At 64.9% G+C, this 17,014-nt stretch carries 11 protein-coding genes; 10 read left to right on the top strand and 1 reads right to left on the bottom strand.

The features are described from left to right. Positions 1 to 130 precede the first annotated feature (130 nt). Positions 131 to 3,658, bottom strand: a complete 3,528-nt coding sequence (dnaE, locus tag G8E03_RS06515) for a DNA polymerase III subunit alpha (RefSeq protein WP_166189944.1) — start codon at positions 3,656 to 3,658, stop codon at positions 131 to 133. Between the two features lie 135 nt (positions 3,659 to 3,793). Here dnaE and G8E03_RS06510 point away from each other — a divergent pair, with 135 nt between their 5' ends. The 10 genes from G8E03_RS06510 to G8E03_RS06465 all read left to right on the top strand — a co-directional run bounded on the left by G8E03_RS06510 (position 3,794) and on the right by G8E03_RS06465 (position 16,962). Continuing rightward, on the top strand, positions 3,794 to 4,525 hold the full coding sequence (locus G8E03_RS06510) for a hypothetical protein (RefSeq protein ID WP_166189942.1): 732 nt from the start codon (positions 3,794 to 3,796) through the stop codon (positions 4,523 to 4,525). A 120-nt stretch (positions 4,526 to 4,645) separates the two neighbouring features. Then, the gene (gene xdhA / locus G8E03_RS06505; RefSeq protein WP_166189940.1) at positions 4,646 to 6,061 is read left to right on the top strand and encodes a xanthine dehydrogenase small subunit; all 1,416 of its coding nucleotides are present in this window, start codon (positions 4,646 to 4,648) and stop codon (positions 6,059 to 6,061) included. Then, on the top strand, positions 6,061 to 8,451 hold the full coding sequence (locus G8E03_RS06500) for a xanthine dehydrogenase molybdopterin binding subunit (RefSeq protein ID WP_166189937.1): 2,391 nt from the start codon (positions 6,061 to 6,063) through the stop codon (positions 8,449 to 8,451). The genes xdhA and G8E03_RS06500 overlap by 1 nt, the downstream gene beginning before the upstream one ends. A 40-nt stretch (positions 8,452 to 8,491) precedes the next feature. Beyond that, positions 8,492 to 9,433, top strand: a complete 942-nt coding sequence (gene xdhC, locus G8E03_RS06495; RefSeq protein ID WP_166189935.1) for a xanthine dehydrogenase accessory protein XdhC — start codon at positions 8,492 to 8,494, stop codon at positions 9,431 to 9,433. Further along, positions 9,430 to 10,929: an ABC transporter ATP-binding protein gene (locus G8E03_RS06490; RefSeq protein ID WP_166189933.1), complete on the top strand. Its 1,500-nt coding sequence runs from the start codon at positions 9,430 to 9,432 to the stop codon at positions 10,927 to 10,929. The genes xdhC and G8E03_RS06490 overlap by 4 nt, the downstream gene beginning before the upstream one ends. Next, positions 10,926 to 12,014 carry an ABC transporter permease gene (locus G8E03_RS06485; protein WP_166189931.1) on the top strand — a complete coding sequence of 363 codons (1,089 nt, stop codon included), beginning with the start codon at positions 10,926 to 10,928 and terminating at the stop codon, positions 12,012 to 12,014. The genes G8E03_RS06490 and G8E03_RS06485 overlap by 4 nt, the downstream gene beginning before the upstream one ends. Positions 12,015 to 12,091: 77 nt before the next feature. Next, the gene (locus G8E03_RS06480) at positions 12,092 to 13,141 is read left to right on the top strand and encodes an ABC transporter permease (RefSeq protein ID WP_166193940.1); all 1,050 of its coding nucleotides are present in this window, start codon (positions 12,092 to 12,094) and stop codon (positions 13,139 to 13,141) included. Positions 13,142 to 13,183: 42 nt separating this feature from the next. Further along, the gene (locus G8E03_RS06475; protein ID WP_166189929.1) at positions 13,184 to 14,290 is read left to right on the top strand and encodes a BMP family ABC transporter substrate-binding protein; all 1,107 of its coding nucleotides are present in this window, start codon (positions 13,184 to 13,186) and stop codon (positions 14,288 to 14,290) included. Positions 14,291 to 14,588: 298 nt separating this feature from the next. Beyond that, positions 14,589 to 16,313, top strand: coding sequence for a dihydroxy-acid dehydratase (ilvD, locus tag G8E03_RS06470; protein WP_166189927.1), 1,725 nt, complete (start codon positions 14,589 to 14,591; stop codon positions 16,311 to 16,313). Next, a complete protein-coding gene (locus tag G8E03_RS06465; RefSeq protein WP_205793286.1) occupies positions 16,300 to 16,962 on the top strand; it encodes a hypothetical protein in 663 nt (220 codons plus the stop codon). The genes ilvD and G8E03_RS06465 overlap by 14 nt, the downstream gene beginning before the upstream one ends. The last annotated feature ends 52 nt before the right edge of the window (positions 16,963 to 17,014 follow it).

Below are 17,014 nucleotides of genomic sequence, written 5' to 3'. Positions count from 1 at the left end.
TGCGCATGATTAACCGTATCGCAGGGTTTCCAGGTCAAGGTGAAGCGGTACGGGGCCTCCCTGCCCGTGCAAACTTGGAAGGGGCGCGATATGCCCCTTCCGATATTTCGTCTAGCCGATCCCGGCGGGGCTAGAATTCCTCGACATAGACCACGCCCTGCGCCGATTTGATTGCCGCCTTGATCTGCGGCGTGACGCGGTATTCGTCCTTGAGCCTGATCTCCACATCGCCCGGCAAATCCGGGTGTTGCAGAATCAGGTTGACCGGCCCCCTGCCCCGGCGCGGGCCCGTGGCGCTGTCGGCCAGACGCGCGGCGACGGAGCCGAGGGCGTCCTGATCGTTTAGATAGATCTTCAGACCGGCGGTTCCGGCCTCCGCCACGATATCCTCGGCTGAGGTGACACTACGCGCGAGCAGTTTCAGGCTGTCCCCCTCCATCGTGGCCTCAACGCTCATCACGATGTTCTGGCCCACGTCGAACAGATCGCCCGCCTGTTCCAGCGTGTCGCCGAACACGGTCACCTCGTAGAGGCCCGTCGGATCCGAGCAGGAAACGAAGGCGAAGCGGTTGCCCCGCGCCGATTTGCGCACCTGCTTTGCCGAAACGGTGCCCGCCAGTTTCGCAGCAACGGGCCCGCCCTTTGCCTTGGCCGTGATGTCCGCCAAAGTCATCACACGCTTGCGCCGCAGGGGCGGCATATAATCGTCGAGGGGGTGGCCTGACAGGTAGAAGCCGATGGCCTGATGCTCCTGCGCCAAGCGTTCCGTCGGCAGCCAATCCTCGGGCATGGGCAGGCGCGGCGCGGGCAAATCCTCACCCGCGTCACCGAACAGACCACCCTGACTGGAGTTCTTTTCCTCATGCGTGGCGGCGGAGTAAGCCACCAGCTTGTCCAGACTGGCGAAGACCTTGTGCCGGTTCGCGTCCAGCAGGTCGAACGCGCCCGCACGGGCCAGCATTTCCAGCGGGCGCTTGCCCACCCGTTTCAGATCGACCCGGCGGGCGAAGTCGAACAGATCGAGGAAGGGCTTGTCCGCGCCGTCCGCCCGCCGCGCATCCGTTATCAGGCGCATCGCCTCGACCCCGACGTTTTTCAGACCGCCCAGGGCGTAGACGACCTGCCCGTCCTTGACCGTGAACGTCGCCTCGGCCCGGTTGACGCAAGGCGGGATCAGACCGATTTTCAGGCGGTCGATCTCCTGCTTGTAGATGCTGAGCTTATCGGTCAGGTGGATGTCGCAATTCATCACACCGGCCATGAATTCGACCGGATGGTTCGCCTTCAGCCACGCGGTCTGGTAGCTGACCACGGCATAGGCGGCGGCGTGGGATTTGTTGAAGCCGTAATTAGCGAACTTGTCCAGCAGGTCCCAGACTTCCTGCGCCTTGGCCTGATCCACGTTGTTTTCGGCAGCACCGGCGAGGAATTTCGGGCGCTCGGCGTCCATCGCCTCCTGAATCTTCTTGCCCATCGCGCGGCGCAGCATGTCGGCACCGCCCAGCGTATAGCCGGCCATGTCCTGCGCGATCTGCATCACCTGTTCCTGATAGACGATGATGCCCTGCGTCTCATCCAGGATATGATCCACGGTGGGGTGCAGCAGGGCGCGCTCCTTGCGCCCGTTCTTCACGTCGCAGAAGGTCGGGATATTCTCCATCGGGCCGGGGCGGTAGAGGGCGACCAGCGCGATGATATCCTCGATGCAGGTGGGCTTCATCTGGCGCAGAGCGTCGCGCATGCCTGAGCTTTCCACCTGAAACACCGCCACCGTCTGCGCCGAGGCGTAGAGTTCGTAGCTGAGCGGATCGTCGATCGGAATGGCGGAGATGTCGTAGGGATTGATTTCGAGCGCCGCGCGCCGGGCCTTGCTGGCGTTGTCGTCGCCCTCGGGCGGGTCCATCAACGGGGTGCCCTGCCCCTTGAGCAGATCAAGCGCGTTCTGGATCACCGTCAAGGTCTTCAGGCCGAGGAAGTCGAATTTCACCAGCCCGGCCTGTTCGACCCATTTCATGTTGAACTGGGTGGCCGGCATGTCGGAGCGGGGATCCTTGAACAGCGGCACCAGCCGGTCCAGCGGACGGTCCCCGATCACCACGCCCGCCGCGTGGGTGGATGCGTTGCGCAACAGCCCCTCCAGCGCCGAACCGATGGTCAGCAGGCGGTTGACGACCTCCTCCTGCCTGGCCTCTTCCTTCAGCCGCGGCTCATCCACCAGCGCCTGCTGGATCGAGACGGGCTTGACCCCCTCAACCGGGATCAGCTTGGACAGTCGATCCACTTGCATGTAGGGCATTTGCAAGACACGGCCCACGTCGCGCACGGCCGCCTTGGACAGCAACGCGCCAAAGGTGATGATCTGCCCGACCTTGTCGCGCCCGTATTTCTGCTGGACGTAGCGGATGACCTCCTCACGCCGGTCCATGCAGAAATCGATGTCGAAATCGGGCATGGAGACCCGTTCGGGATTCAGGAACCGCTCGAACAGCAGGGAATAGCGCAAGGGATCCAGATCGGTGATGGTCAGCGCGTAGGCGACCAGACTGCCCGCGCCCGAACCCCGGCCCGGACCGACGGGAATGTCGTGATCCTTGGCCCATTTGATGAAGTCCGCAACGATCAGGAAATAACCGGGGAAGCCCATCCCCTCGATAATCTCCAACTCGAAATCGAGACGTTTCTGGTATTCCTCTACCGGGACGGCGTGGGGAATCACGGCGAGGCGGTTTTGCAGGCCCTCGTTCGCCTGACGGCGCAGTTCGTCCACCTCGTCATCGGCGAATTTCGGCAGAATCGGATCGCGTGTCGTCACACGGAAGGCACAGCGGTGGGCGATCTCGACGGTGTTTTCCAGCGCCTCGGGCAGATCCGCGAACAGGGCGGCCATCTCGTCCGCGCTCTTGAAATAATGTTCCTCGGTCAGACGGCGGCGCGGCTCCGCCTGATCGACATAGTTGCCATCGGCGATACAGATCAGAGCGTCGTGCGCCTCGTACATCTCTCTGACAGGGAAGTGCACGTCGTTGGTGGCGACCAGCGGCAGGTTCTTGGCGTAGGCGAGTTGCACCAGACCGGGCTCGCTGGCGGATTCCTCCTGCGTCCGGGTCGCGTCTCCTACGGGGTGGCGCTGCAGTTCGATGTACAGCCGGTCGGGGAACATGTCGACCAGTTGATCGGCAAGCGTCGCGGCGCTGGGTGCGTGACCGTCGCGGATCAGTTGCCCCAGCGGGCCCAGTGCACCGCCGGTCAGGCAGATCAGCCCGTCCGAATGTCGGGCCAACTCCTCCAGCGTCAGGTGCGGCAGCAGATCGCCACTGTCCAGATAGGCGCATGAATTGAGCTGCATCAGGTTTTCCCAGCCCGTGTCGTTCTGCGCCAGCAATACGATCGAGCGAGGCTCCACCGGCTTTTCACCCGGTCGGGGCGGGCCGGCATAGGCCAGCGGAAACTGCGTGCCGATGATCGGATGCAGGCCGGCCTTTGCCGCGACCTCGGAAAACTCCAGCGCGGCGAAATTGTTACAGGTATCGGTGACGGCCAGCGCGGGCATACCTGCGGCCTTGGCCATCTCGGGCAGTTTCTTGACCTGCAACGCACCTTCAAGCAGCGAATAGGCCGAGTGGACGCGCAGGTGGATGAATCGGGGGGATGTGGTCATCCTTCGACCTTATCGTGTGCCGTGCCCGTGAACCAGCGGCCCCGTGGGATGCCTGCGGAAATTATGCCGGGCTTTACCCCGCCGGTCCCCGGGCGTTAGGTATCGTTGGGAACCAAATGAAAGGGCGTTTGCCGGGTGAATGCACTGTTCGTGAAGATTTTTGCCGAGCGAAATTGCGGCGCTGCGGAACTGGGGCGTGATATCCGCAAGGCGTGGCACGTCACCGAAATGCGCGGCGCACCCGAACTGGACCGCGCGAGCCTTCGCTCCATCCTCAAATCCGTCCCCCCGCGAGAGCGGGCCGCGCTGCACAACCACATGCTGGATACCGAGCATGACCGGATCCTGTATTCTGATTTCGGCTGGAGCGCTACGGCCCCCTCACCGGACATCATCCAATCTGCGGCCCATGCGGCGGACACATTGTTCGTGGGCGTGACGATGCATCCCGCCGCCTTCGCCGCCGCGTTGAACGCCAGGCCGCGCACACCGGGTGCCGCGACCAGCCAGATGCCCCTGCCCGACTGGTTGGCACAACCCTTTCCGATCCACCGGCGGGACGGGTTGCGCGATGCGGAACCGCTCCTGCCCCTGGCGTTGTGGACGGCCAAGGCACGCGCGCTGCTGAAGCTCGCCGATACGGATCGTGAGGTGGTGCTGTTGCAGGCCGCCAATCTGCGAGAGACTGCCGAGGCCGCCCTGACCCCCCACATGATGCGCAAGGAGGACACGAAGCCCGGCTTTGCCAGGATCGAGGTGCCGAACTGGGAGCCCGCCCTGCGCCGTCTGCCGGGGCGTGATCTGCGCGAATTCCGCCTGCAACTCGACGATGGCATCATGCGGGCGCTGGGCTACGATCCTCTTTGACGGCCATTAGCGGGGTGCGGATGCTGGCAGTCCTGTCGTGGGCGGCTTGCGGCCCCCGTGATTTTACCGTTTGATAAAAACCGTTGAAGGCAGCTTCGACGGTTAGAGGAAAGCTTTGCTATGATCCGGTTCATGCTCAACGGAGAGATCGTCACGGTCGAGGGGGCCGCGCCCACGGTCACCCTGCTCGATTGGCTGCGCGAAACGCGGGGCCTGACCGGCACCAAGGAAGGCTGCAACGAGGGCGATTGCGGCGCCTGTACCGTCACGGTCAGCACGCTGGATGACACGGGCGTGACGCATCAGGCCCTGAACGCGTGCATCCTTTTCCTGCCGCAACTGGCCGGGAAGGCCCTGCGAACGGTTGAGGGAATCGCCGCGCCTGACGGTGAATTGCACCCGGTTCAGGACGCCATGGTCGCGGAGCACGGATCGCAATGCGGGTTCTGCACCCCCGGCTTCGTGATGTCGATGTACACCGCACACCGAACCGGGCGGGTCGATCACGACGATGTCTTGGCCGGAAATCTATGCCGCTGCACCGGATATGCCCCGATTGTTCGCGCGGCCCAGCGCGCGGCCTCCCGCCCCGTTCCGGCATGGGAAATCGACGAACGCGCCATGCTGGAGGCGTTGGCGCTATCGGGGGACATGAGCGGCGAGGGCCTGCACCTGCCGGGATCCACCGCGTCACTGGCCGCGATCTATGCCGCGCACCCCAACGCCACAATCGTGGCCGGTGCCACCGATGTGGGCCTGTGGGTGACGAAACAGTTCCGCCCGGTCGGTCCGGTGATCTTCACCCACCGCGTCGGCGATCTGGCCCGCATCGAGCGTGTGCAGGGCGGTCTGCGTATCGGGGCGGGCGTCACGCTCAGCAGGCTGCGTGGCGCGATGGCCGACCGCCATCCCGACTTTGCCGAACTGATCCGCCGCTATGGCTCGGTTCAGGTGCGCAATGCCGCGACCATCGGCGGCAACATCGCCAATGGCTCCCCCATCGGGGACGGGCCGCCCGCGCTGATCGCGCTGGGGGCAGAGCTGACGCTGCGCCACGGTGAGGATCGCAGACGTATGCCGCTCGAAGACTTCTTCCTCGACTATGGCAAGCAGGACCGGATGCCCGGCGAATTCGTCGAGAGTATCTTCGTGCCCGATCAGGAGGATACGCTGGCCTGCTACAAGCTGAGCAAGCGGTTCGACCAGGATATTTCCGCAGTGTGCGGTTGTTTTGCGCTGCACATGGATGGGGATGTCGTGGCCGGGGCGCGCATCGCCTTCGGCGGCATGGCGGGCACGCCAAAGCGGGCACATGCGGCGGAGGCAGCCCTGACAGGACAGGTGCTGAGCGCGCAGGCGGTGCGGGATGCACAGGACGCATTGACCCAGGACTTCCAACCCCTCAGCGACATGCGGGCCAGCGCGGCCTACAGGATGCAGGCGGCACGCAACATGATCCGGCGCTATTGGCTGGAGCGGGTGGAGGGGGTGCCGACGCGCCTCGTCGGTCCGAAATCCGAAACGGGGGTCGCGTGATGGCGAGCGTTCACCAGCCCAAACCGCACGATTCAGGACCCCTGCACGTCACCGGGGCCGCCCGCTATACCGATGACATTCCCGCACCTGCCGGAACGCTGCATCTGGCCTTTGGCCTTGCGGCGGTCGCTCATGGGGTGGTCACGTCGCTCGATCTGGCGCCGGTTCGCGCCATGCCCGGCGTGCGGCTGGTTCTGGGGCCGGATGATTTCGCGCGAATGCCCGATGTCTCCCCCTCGCCCGCGCCGGAACCCCTGCTGTGCACGGGCGAGGTACAGTTCCACGGCCAGCCGCTGTTCGTCGTTGCTGCGGATACGCATTTGCAGGCCCGCCACGCCGCCCGCGCCGCCAAGGTCACGTTCGAGGAACGGGAACCGATCCTGACGATAGATCAGGCGCTTGCGGCAGGGCGTCTGCTGGAGGACCCGCTGGAGTGGGAGAAAGGCAGCCCCGACGACGCACTGGGCACCGCCCCACACCGCGCGCAGGGCCGGATCGAGGTCGGCGGTCAGGAACATTTCTATCTGGAGGGTCAGGCCGCCATGGCGGTTCCCGGCGACGGGGACGAAATGCTCGTCCATGCCTCCACCCAGCACCCGAGCGAGATCCAGCACAAGGTCGCACAGGCGCTGGACGTCCCCTTCGCCGAGGTGACGGTACAGGTGCGCCGGATGGGCGGCGGCTTCGGTGGCAAGGAATCGCAGGGCAACGCACTGGCCGTCGCCTGCGCCCTGGTCGCGCAGCGGACCGGGCGCGCGGTCAAGATGCGCTATGACCGCGACGACGACATGACCATCACCGGCAAACGGCACGAGATCCGCATCGACTACGACGTCGGGTTCGACGACACGGGCCGGATCGCAGCTGTCGTCTTTGACCAATATGTGCGCTGCGGCTGGTCCGCCGACCTCAGCCTGCCGGTGGCTGACCGCGCGATGCTGCATGCGGACAACGCCTATGACCTGTCCGCCGCGCGCATCAGATCGACCCGGCTGCTGACGCATACCTGTTCCAACACGGCATTTCGCGGCTTCGGTGGCCCGCAGGGCATGGTGGGGATCGAGCGGGTGATCGAGCATATCGCCGCCCATCTGGACCGCGATCCGCTGGAGGTGCGCCGCGCGAATTTCTATGCGCCGGGCAATACCGGTCAGACCACCCCCTACGGAATGCAGGTCGAGGATAACGTGATTCACGGCATCGTCGATCAGTTGACCGAAACCAGCGACTATTCCGCCCGCCGCGCACAGATCGCCGAGTTCAACGCGACCAGCCCGGTCATCAAGCGCGGCATCGCACTGACCCCTGTGAAGTTCGGCATTTCGTTCACGCTGACGCAGCTCAATCAGGCAGGCGCGTTGGTCAATGTCTATACTGACGGCTCGATTCGGTTGAACCACGGCGGCACGGAAATGGGTCAGGGCCTTTTCACCAAGGTCGCCGCCGTTGCCGCCGATGCGTTCGGCGTGGATGCCACGCATGTGAAGATCACGGCGACGGACACTGCGAAGGTCCCCAACACCTCCGCCACTGCGGCGTCCAGCGGTTCGGATATGAACGGCATGGCGGTCAAGGCGGCTTGCGAAACGGTACGGGATCGCATGGCGCAACACCTGTGCACGGCCAAGGTGCTGTGGCACGACCGCGATGAGGAAGGCAAAGGCATCATCGACCGTGACGGACATCCGGTGATCCGCGAACACGCCTTCGACTGCGCGCCTGACGATCTGGTCTTCGCCGCTGATCAGGTGAGCGACGGGACACATTCGATCCCGTTCTGGGCGGCGGTTCAGGCCTGCTACGTCGCGCGAATCTCGCTCAGTTCGACCGGCTATTACGCCACGCCGAAGCTGGCCTGGGACCGCACGCAGCGCAGCGGACCCCGGCGGCCGTTCTACTACTTCGCCTATGGTGCGGCGGTGACGGAGGTGGCACTGGACACCCTGACCGGGGAAAACCGCATCCTGCGCACGGATATCCTGCACGATTGCGGCAAGTCGCTGAACCCCGCGCTGGACATCGGCCAGATCGAGGGCGGCTACGTACAGGGCGCGGGATGGCTGACGACGGAGGAACTGGTCTGGACCCCGCCGGGCCCCGCGACCATGGGCGGCAGGCTGGCCACTCATGCGCCCTCGACCTACAAGATTCCGGGCTGCGCGGATCGACCACGGGTTTTCAACGTCGCCCTTTATGAAAATGAGAACGTCGAGGCTACGATTCACCGGTCCAAGGCGGTGGGCGAACCGCCTTTGATGTTGGGAATCTCGGCGTTGATGGCCTTGCAAGACGCGGTTCGGGCCGCAGGCTCGGACGTGCTGCTCGACGCGCCAGCCACAGCCGAACGCCTGCTGAACGCAATAGAGACGCCACGCGGGTCAGGCTGGTGACGTCGGGCGCGCATTCCGGGCGGATTTCGATGGCGGCCTCATGAGCGGGTTCGACATCGAGGCGCTGCGCAGGGCCTGTGCCGGCGGACCCGTCGTGCGGGTGCTGGTCGCCCGGCATCGCGGATCGGTGCCACGAGAGGCCGGGACCGCCATGCTTGTCACACCGACGGGTCAGCACGGCACCATCGGCGGCGGCACATTGGAATTCGAGGCGGTGGCGCAAGCGCGCCGCATGTTGAAGAGTGGGCGCGCGACCGCCTTGCGCGCCGTGCCGCTGGGCCCCGCGCTGGGGCAGTGTTGCGGCGGTCACGTCGATCTGGTTTTTGAACGGTTCACCCGCGATACCTTGCCCGCCGAACCCTCGGGCACAGTGTTCGCACGTGCTCTTGATGGCGCAGAACAGATGCCTTTCCCCGTTGCACGCGCCGTGCAGGCGTTGCGAGAGGGGCGCGAGGTTCCCGTGATGCAGGATCGCTGGATAGTCGAACGGATTGCCCCTGCACAAACACCCCTTTGGCTGTACGGCGCGGGTCATGTCGGGCGTGCGGTGGTGCGGGTGTTCACCGGGCTGCCCTTCGCAATCACCTGGATCGACGATGCTGCCGACAGGTTCCCCGAAGACATTCCCGATCACGCGGCCCCGCTGATGGCGGCGAACCCGGCGGACGCGGTGGGTCGCGCCCCGCTGGACGCGATCCACATCGTGCTGACCTATTCGCACGCCCTGGATCTGGAGATCTGCCACCGGGTGTTGCTGCGCCCCCACGCGCATCTGGGCCTGATCGGATCAGCGACCAAGGCCGCGCGGTTTGCGAAACGGTTGCGTGAACTCGGCCATGCCCCTGCCACAATCGCCCGTCTAAATTGCCCTATAGGCGACAAGTCCCTTGGAAAAGAACCTGCCCAGATCGCGATTGGACTTGCGTCAGAACTTTTGCAGTTGCGAAATAACGTAACGCAGCTTACCGAATCGAGAGCATGAATATGCTTCTGGACATCTCAGGACTGAGGAAGGCCTATCCGGGCGTCGTCGCGAATGACGATGTCGCGTTCGATATCGCGCCCGGTGAAGTCCACGCGCTGCTGGGTGAGAACGGCGCCGGAAAATCGACCTTGGTCAAGATGATTTACGGTCTGGTGCAACCCGATGCGGGCCACATGCGGCTGCACGGGCGGGACTATGCGCCAACCTCGCCCAAGGACGCGCGCGCCGCCGGTGTGTCGATGGTGTTCCAGCATTTCAGCCTGTTCGAGGCCTTGAGCGTGCGTGAAAACATCGCGCTGGGGCTGGACGAGGCGGTCGCGCCGCGCACCCTGTCGGATCGTATCCGCACCGTCAGCCGCGACTACGGCCTGCCGCTGGACCCCGACCGCCTGATCGGTGATCTGAGCGTGGGCGAGCGGCAGCGGGTCGAGATCGTGCGCTGCCTGTTGCAGGATCCACGCCTGTTGATCATGGACGAACCGACATCCGTCCTGACCCCGCAGGAGGTCGAAACCCTGTTCGACACGCTGCGCCTGCTGTCGAAACGCGGGGTGGCGATCCTCTATATCTCGCACAAGCTGGATGAAATCAGAGTGCTTTGCGATCGCGCCACGATCCTGCGCGGCGGGAAGGTTGTGGCGACCTGTCTGCCACGGGATGAGACACCGCGTTCGCTGGCCGAAATGATGATCGGCACCACGCTGGCGGACCCGCCGGTGCGCCGCGCGATTCCCGGCCGCACCCTGCTGAAGCTGACGGGTTTGAGCCTGCCGACCGATGATCCGTTCGGCGTGACGTTGAGCGGCATCGACCTGACGCTTCGTGCCGGCGAAGTCACCGGGATCGCCGGGGTTGCGGGCAACGGTCAGGACGAGCTGGTCGCGGTCCTGTCCGGCGAAGCTCTGGTCGAGGCGGGTATGATCCGCTTCGACAATGCGCCCATCGGCACGCTCGGCCCGAACCGTCGCCGCTCACTGGGACTGCTCAGCGCGCCCGAGGAACGGCTGGGCCATGCCGCCGCGCCCGAGATGAGCCTGACCGACAACACCATGCTGACCGGACGTGTGCGTCAGCGGCTGTCCACGCAGGGCTTTCTGAAATGGAACGTCGCCGCGAACTTCGCCCGGGCGGTGATCGCGCAATTCGACGTGCGCACCCCGGGGGTGGATACGCCCGCGCGCGCCCTGTCCGGCGGAAACCTGCAAAAATTCGTCATCGGGCGTGAGGTGATGCAAAAGCCGCGCGTTCTGGTGGTCAATCAGCCCACCTGGGGCGTGGACGCCGCCGCCGCCGCCGCAATCCGGCAGAGCCTGCGTGATCTGGCCGCGACAGGCGCCAGCGTTCTGGTGATTTCACAGGATCTGGATGAGTTGATGGAAATGTCGGACCAGTTCGCGGTCATCGCCGGTGGAAGGTTAAGCGCCACCCGCCCCGCCGGCAGCATCAGCATCGAGGAAATCGGCCGCATGATGGGTGGGGGAGAAGCCGCATGATCCGTCTGGAACCCCGGCTCGCCCCGTCGCGCACCATGATGTGGGGCACCCCCGTTCTGGCGGTGATCGCTACGATGATCGCGGGGGGCATCCTGTTCGCCATTCTGGGCAAGAACCCGGTGGAGGCGATCTGGACCATCTTCGTCGATCCGATCCTGGATCCCTACAGCCGGGACGAGCTGTTCGTGAAGGCGGCGCCGCTGGTGCTGATCGCGATCGGGCTGTCCTTCGGATTCCGGGCCGGGGTCTGGAATATCGGGGCCGAGGGGCAATTCATCGTCGGGGCCATCGCGGGCGCGGCGGTGGGGCTGGCATTCTATGGCACGTCGACGATCTGGCTGTTGCCCCTGATGGCGCTGGCTGGCATGGCCGCGGGCACGTTCTGGGCGATGATCCCAGCGTTCCTGAAGGTCCGCTACAACGCCAATGAAATTCTGGTCAGCCTGATGCTGGTCTATGTCGCCGATCAGTTGCTGCGTGCGATGGTCGCGGGTCCGCTGCGCAATCCGGCAGGCTTCAATTTCCCCGAAAGCCGCCTGTTCCACGACAGTGCGGTTCTGCCGCTGTTGCAGGGAATGCCCGGTCTGACGCAATACACCCGCGTGCATCTGGGGGTGCTGATCGCGCTGATCCTCGTACCGCTGGCCTGGGTTCTGCTGCGCAAGCATGTGCTGGGCTTCAACATTCAGGTCATGGGCTCCGCCCCGCGCGCGGCACGGTTTTCGGGCGTGCGCCCGTCCTCCATCGTCTATATCTGCCTGGGTCTGTCCGGGGCGTTGGCCGGGCTGGCGGGGTTGTTCGAAGTCGCCGGTCCCGCCGGACAGCTGGTGCCTGCGCTGCCGCAGGGCTATGGTTTCACTGCGATCATCGTCGCCTTTCTGGGCCGCCTGAACCCGCTGGGCATTCTGGCGGCGGGGCTGGTGATGGCGCTGACCTATATCGGCGGTGAGAATGCGCAGCTCGACCTGAACCTGCCGCGTGCGGCGATCAGCGTGTTTCAGGGAATGTTGCTGTTCTTCCTGCTGGGGCTGGACATTCTGGTGCGCTACCGCATCCGCTTCAGCGCACGGGGGATCGCCCAATGATGGATGTTATCGGGCTGAGCGCCGATCTGTCGCTGGTCACGGCGCTGAGCTATCTGCTGACCGTGCTGCTGCCCACGATGATCATCGCGGCGACGCCGCTGGTTCTGGCCTCGACCGGGGAACTGGTGGTGGAAAAGTCCGGCGTGCTGAACCTCGGCGTCGAGGGGATGATGATCATGGGCGCGGTCGTCGGCTTCATCGTCGCCGTGGAAAGCGGCACGCCCGTCGCGGGATTTGTCATCGCGGCGCTGGCGGGGGCGCTGCTGGCGCTGATCTTCGGATTTCTGACGCAGGTATTGCTGAGCAATCAGGTGGCGACGGGACTGGCGCTGACGTTGTTCGGGCTGGGACTGGCGGCGCTGATGGGACAGACCTATACCGGCATTCGCCCGCCGCAGACGACGCGGCTGGACATTTCCGAAGTGTCGAATTTTCCCATCCTCGGCGATATGCTGTTTTCCTATGACTGGATCGTCTATTTCGCGCTGGCGCTGGTCGGGGCAGTCTGGTGGTTCCTCAATCACACCCGCCCCGGTCTGGTACTGCGTGCTGTGGGCGAAAACCACGATGCGGCGCATGCGCTGGGCTACCGTGTGATCACGATCCGTCTGGCGGCCATCGCCTTTGGCGGGGCCTGTGCGGGGATGGGGGGGGCGTATCTCAGCCTCGTGCGCGTGCCGAACTGGTCCGAGGGGATGACAGCGGGCATCGGCTGGATCGCCCTGGCCATCGTGGTGTTTGCCAGCTGGAAACCGGGGCGCGTCATCATCGGCGCGTGGCTGTTCGGGGGCGTCACGATCCTGCAAATCAACATTCAGGCCGCGAATCTCAACATACTGGCCATCGCCGCAATCGTGCTGGCGCTGGTCACGGTCGTGATGATCGCATTCAACCTCCGCACAAAATCGCGGCAGGGCTGGATCAGGGTGGCGTTTTTAGGGGCACTGGCGCTGCTTGGCTGGGCGATGGCCCTGACATGGCCGGATTTCCGTCTCGACTCCGCCTATCTGTCGATGACACCTTACCTCACGACGATCGTGGTGCTGGTTGCCATTTCCGGCGACCGCACGCGCGCGGCCCTCAACGCCCCGGCCTCACTGGGTCGGGTGTTCCACGCCTCCAACTGAACGAGGGGCGGGCGGGACGACCATATCAACAAGGAGACAGCTATGAAACTTCTCAAGTCACTGGGTCTGGCCACGGCGCTGACCCTCGCCACCGGGGGCGTGATGGCCGAGAGCCATTCCGAGGATCCGCTGAAGGTCGGCTTCATCTATGTCGGCCCGATCGGCGATTTCGGCTGGTCCTATCAGCATGAGCAGGGGCGCCTCGCCGTGGAGGAGGAGTTCGGCGATGCGGTGGAGACCACCTATATCGAGAGTGTCCCCGAGGGCGACAGCGAGCGTGTGATCCGTCGTATGGCACAGGATGGCACGGACCTGATCTTCACCACCTCGTTCGGCTATATGACACCGACCCTGCGCGTGGCGGAACAGTTCCCCGACACGATGTTCGAACATGCGACCGGCTATCAGCGTGCCGACAATGTCTCAACCTATTCGGGCCGATTCTACGAGGGTCGCACCGTGCAGGGCATCCTGGCCGGGCATATGACGGAATCGAACGTGGTGGGCTACATCGCGTCCTTCCCCATCCCCGAGGTTATCCGCGGCATCAATGCCTCCTACCTCGCCGCGAAATCGGTGAACCCCGATGTGGAGTTCAAGATCGTCTGGGTCTCCACCTGGTTCGACCCCGCGAAGGAGGCCGACGCCGCGAACGCCCTGATCGAGCAGGGCGCTGACGTCATCATGCAGCACACCGACTCCACCGCCCCCATGACCATCGCAGAGGCGACATGGGACGGGCTGGAGGAAGGCGAGACGGGCATCTACGCCTTCGGTCAGGCCTCCGACATGATGGAGTTCGGACCCAATGCGCGTCTCTCCTCGATCATCGACAACTGGGCCCCTTACTATATCGAGCGCGTTCAGGCAGTGATGGACGGCACGTGGGAGAGCGCCGACGCATGGCACGGCATCGCCCAGGGCACGACCACTATCGGCGCGTTCAATGAGAACATCCCCGAGGATGTCGCAGCCGAGGCGACTGCCGCGATGGAGGCGATCGCAGCCGGCGAGCTGCACCCGTTCACCGGCCCGATCAACAAGCAGGACGGCTCCGTCTGGCTGGAAGAAGGCGAAACCGCCGATGACGGCACGCTGCTGGGCATGAACTTCTATGTTGAGGGCATCGAGGGCGCGATCCCGAACTGATCCTTCGCAGAGCAAGTGAATGTGACAGGCCCCGGCACCCCGCCGGGGCCTTTTGCGTTCCGGCCCACCGGTCGGGCGGCGAACTGAAGCGGGATGCGGTGGATGAATCGGGGCGGAGTGCCATCCGCTCATGAGGGCACAGGCATACCGGCCATACGCATGGCAGACGCCCTGATCCGCCCCCTGTTTCCTGCGTTAACCGTCGTTCGGGAAAGGCACGGCTCTTGCCCTCGGCCCGCCGCGCCAATATGCCTTTGACCCAAGCAATGCGCACGACGCCACCTTGAGGGAGCCACCCATGACCATCGACAAATCCCGCCTGCCCTCCCGCCATGTGACCGAGGGTCCGGCGCGGGCACCGCACCGTTCGTACCTCTATGCAATGGGGTTGAGCGAGGAGGAAATCCATCAGCCGCTGGTCGGCGTCGCGACCTGCTGGAACGAGGCCGCGCCGTGCAACATCGCGCTGAACCGTCAGGCGCAAAGCGTCAAGCAGGGCGTCAAGGTCGCCCGCGGCACCCCGCGTGAGTTCACCACCATCACCGTGACGGACGGTATCGCGATGGGGCACGAGGGAATGCGCTCCTCTCTCGCCAGTCGTGAGGCCATCGCGGACACCGTCGAGCTGACCATGCGCGGCCACTGCTATGACGCGCTCGTCGGGTTGGCGGGCTGCGACAAGTCCCTGCCCGGCATGATGATGGCGATGATCCGCCTGAACGTGCCGTCGGTCTTCGTCTATGGCGGCTCGATCCTGCCGGGCCGGTTTGAGGGCAAGGACGTCACCGTTCAGGACGTGTTTGAGGCTGTCGGTCAGCATCAGGCGGGCAATCTGTCCACCTGCGAGCTGGAAAAGCTGGAACAGGTCGCCTGCCCCTCCGCCGGAGCGTGTGGCGGTCAGTTCACCGCGAACACCATGGCCTGCGTGTCCGAGGCGATCGGTCTCGCGCTGCCCAACTCCTCGGGCGCGCCGGCCCCCTATGAGAGCCGCGACCAGTATGGTGAGGCCTCGGGCCGCGCGGTCATGAACCTGATCGAGAAGAACATCCGCGCCCGTGACATCGTCACCCGTGAATCGCTGATCAATGCCGCGCGAGTCGTCGCCTGCACCGGCGGTTCCACCAATGCGGGCCTGCATCTGCCTGCGATGGCGCATGAGGCGGGGATCGACTTCTTCTTGCAGGACGTCACCGACATCTTCCGCGAGACGCCCTATTTCGTCGATCTCAAGCCCGGCGGGCAATACGTCGCCAAGGATCTGTACGAGGCTGGCGGCGTGCCCGTCATCCTCAAGGAACTGGACAAGGCCGGCCTGATCTACCGCGACTGCATGACCGCCACCGGCTATTCCATCGGTGAGGAGATCGACAAGGTCACGCGTGAGGCGGACGGCAAGGTGATCCACCCGGTCGCGACACCGCTCAGCTCCACCGGCGGTGTCGTCGGGCTGACCGGCAACATCGCCCCCGAAGGGGCCATCGTGAAAATCGCGGGCATGAGCGAGGAGCAATTGCAGTTCAGCGGCCCTGCCCGTGTCTTCGAGTGTGAGGAAGACGCCTTCGAAGCCGTGCAGAAACGCGAATACGAGGAAGGCGACGTGATCGTCATCCGCAACGAAGGCCCCTCGGGCGGCCCCGGCATGCGTGAGATGTTGTCCACCACGGCAGCGCTGTCGGGTCAGGGCATGGGCAAGAAGGTCGCGCTGATCACCGATGGGCGATTCTCGGGCGCGACGCGGGGGTTCTGCGTCGGCCATGTCGGACCGGAATCCGCTCATGGCGGCCCTATCGCGCTGCTGCGCAACGGTGACATCATCACGCTGAACGCGCGGGCGGGGACCATCTCCGTCGATCTGAGCGATGAGGAACTGGCTCAACGCAAAGCCGACTGGCCCGGCCCGCGCGCGACGAACTACGCTTCGGGCGCGCTGTGGAAATATGCGCAGCAGGTCGGCTCCACCTACAAGGGCGCGGTGACCCATCCGGGCGCAAATGCGGAAACGCATGTCTATGTCGATCTGTGACGTCACGAGAGCTCTGTGCGCAGGGCTGATCCTGCTGCTCGGCGCGTGTGTCGAGCAGCAGGGCGCTGGCGTGGCCGGGGGCGAGACCTCACGCAGCGAAGCCGAAATTCGCAGCGTCGTGCTGGAGCGTAGCGGAAACGCCGTCACGATCGCGGCGCCTCAGGGCTATTGCATTGATCCGCAAGTGGCCCATGAGGGCGCAGTCGTCATGGGGGGCTGTGCGGCCCTGGGGGTCGAGGCGCCCCTGCCCGCCGGTGACGCCAGCGAAACGCTGGTCATGATGACCGCCAGCGTCGCAGATGCGGCGATCCCCGGCGATGGCAATCTGGCCGCGCGGGCCGCGCGACTGGAGCGCGCCTTGCAGACCGAGCGGATCGCAGGCCTGCTGGCCGAACACCGGGGCGAGGCCCGACTGATCGAAACCCGCCTGCACGGCGACACCGTCTATGCCTTGGTCGAGGATAACGAAGCCACCGCCTTCGATGGGGCGGACCGGCGATTCTGGCGCGCGATGAGCGAGGAAAACAGCCGTATGGTTATCCTGACAGTGCGCGCGCTCGAAATGTTCTGGCCCGGCGAACAGGCGCTGCTGGAACGTGCGATCGCCCTGCGTGAGAGCATCCGGGCCGCCAATACCGGGCCGGTCTAGGCCGGTGCGCAGGCCGAGACGCGGCATCATCGGGAATCTGGTCATCCAGTGG

This window comes from Pontivivens nitratireducens, assembly GCF_011290545.1.
GTDB classification, from domain to species: domain Bacteria; phylum Pseudomonadota; class Alphaproteobacteria; order Rhodobacterales; family Rhodobacteraceae; genus Pontivivens; species Pontivivens nitratireducens.
Note: the sequence above shows the minus strand (reverse complement) of the source record. Positions and strands in the feature narration are given on the sequence as shown.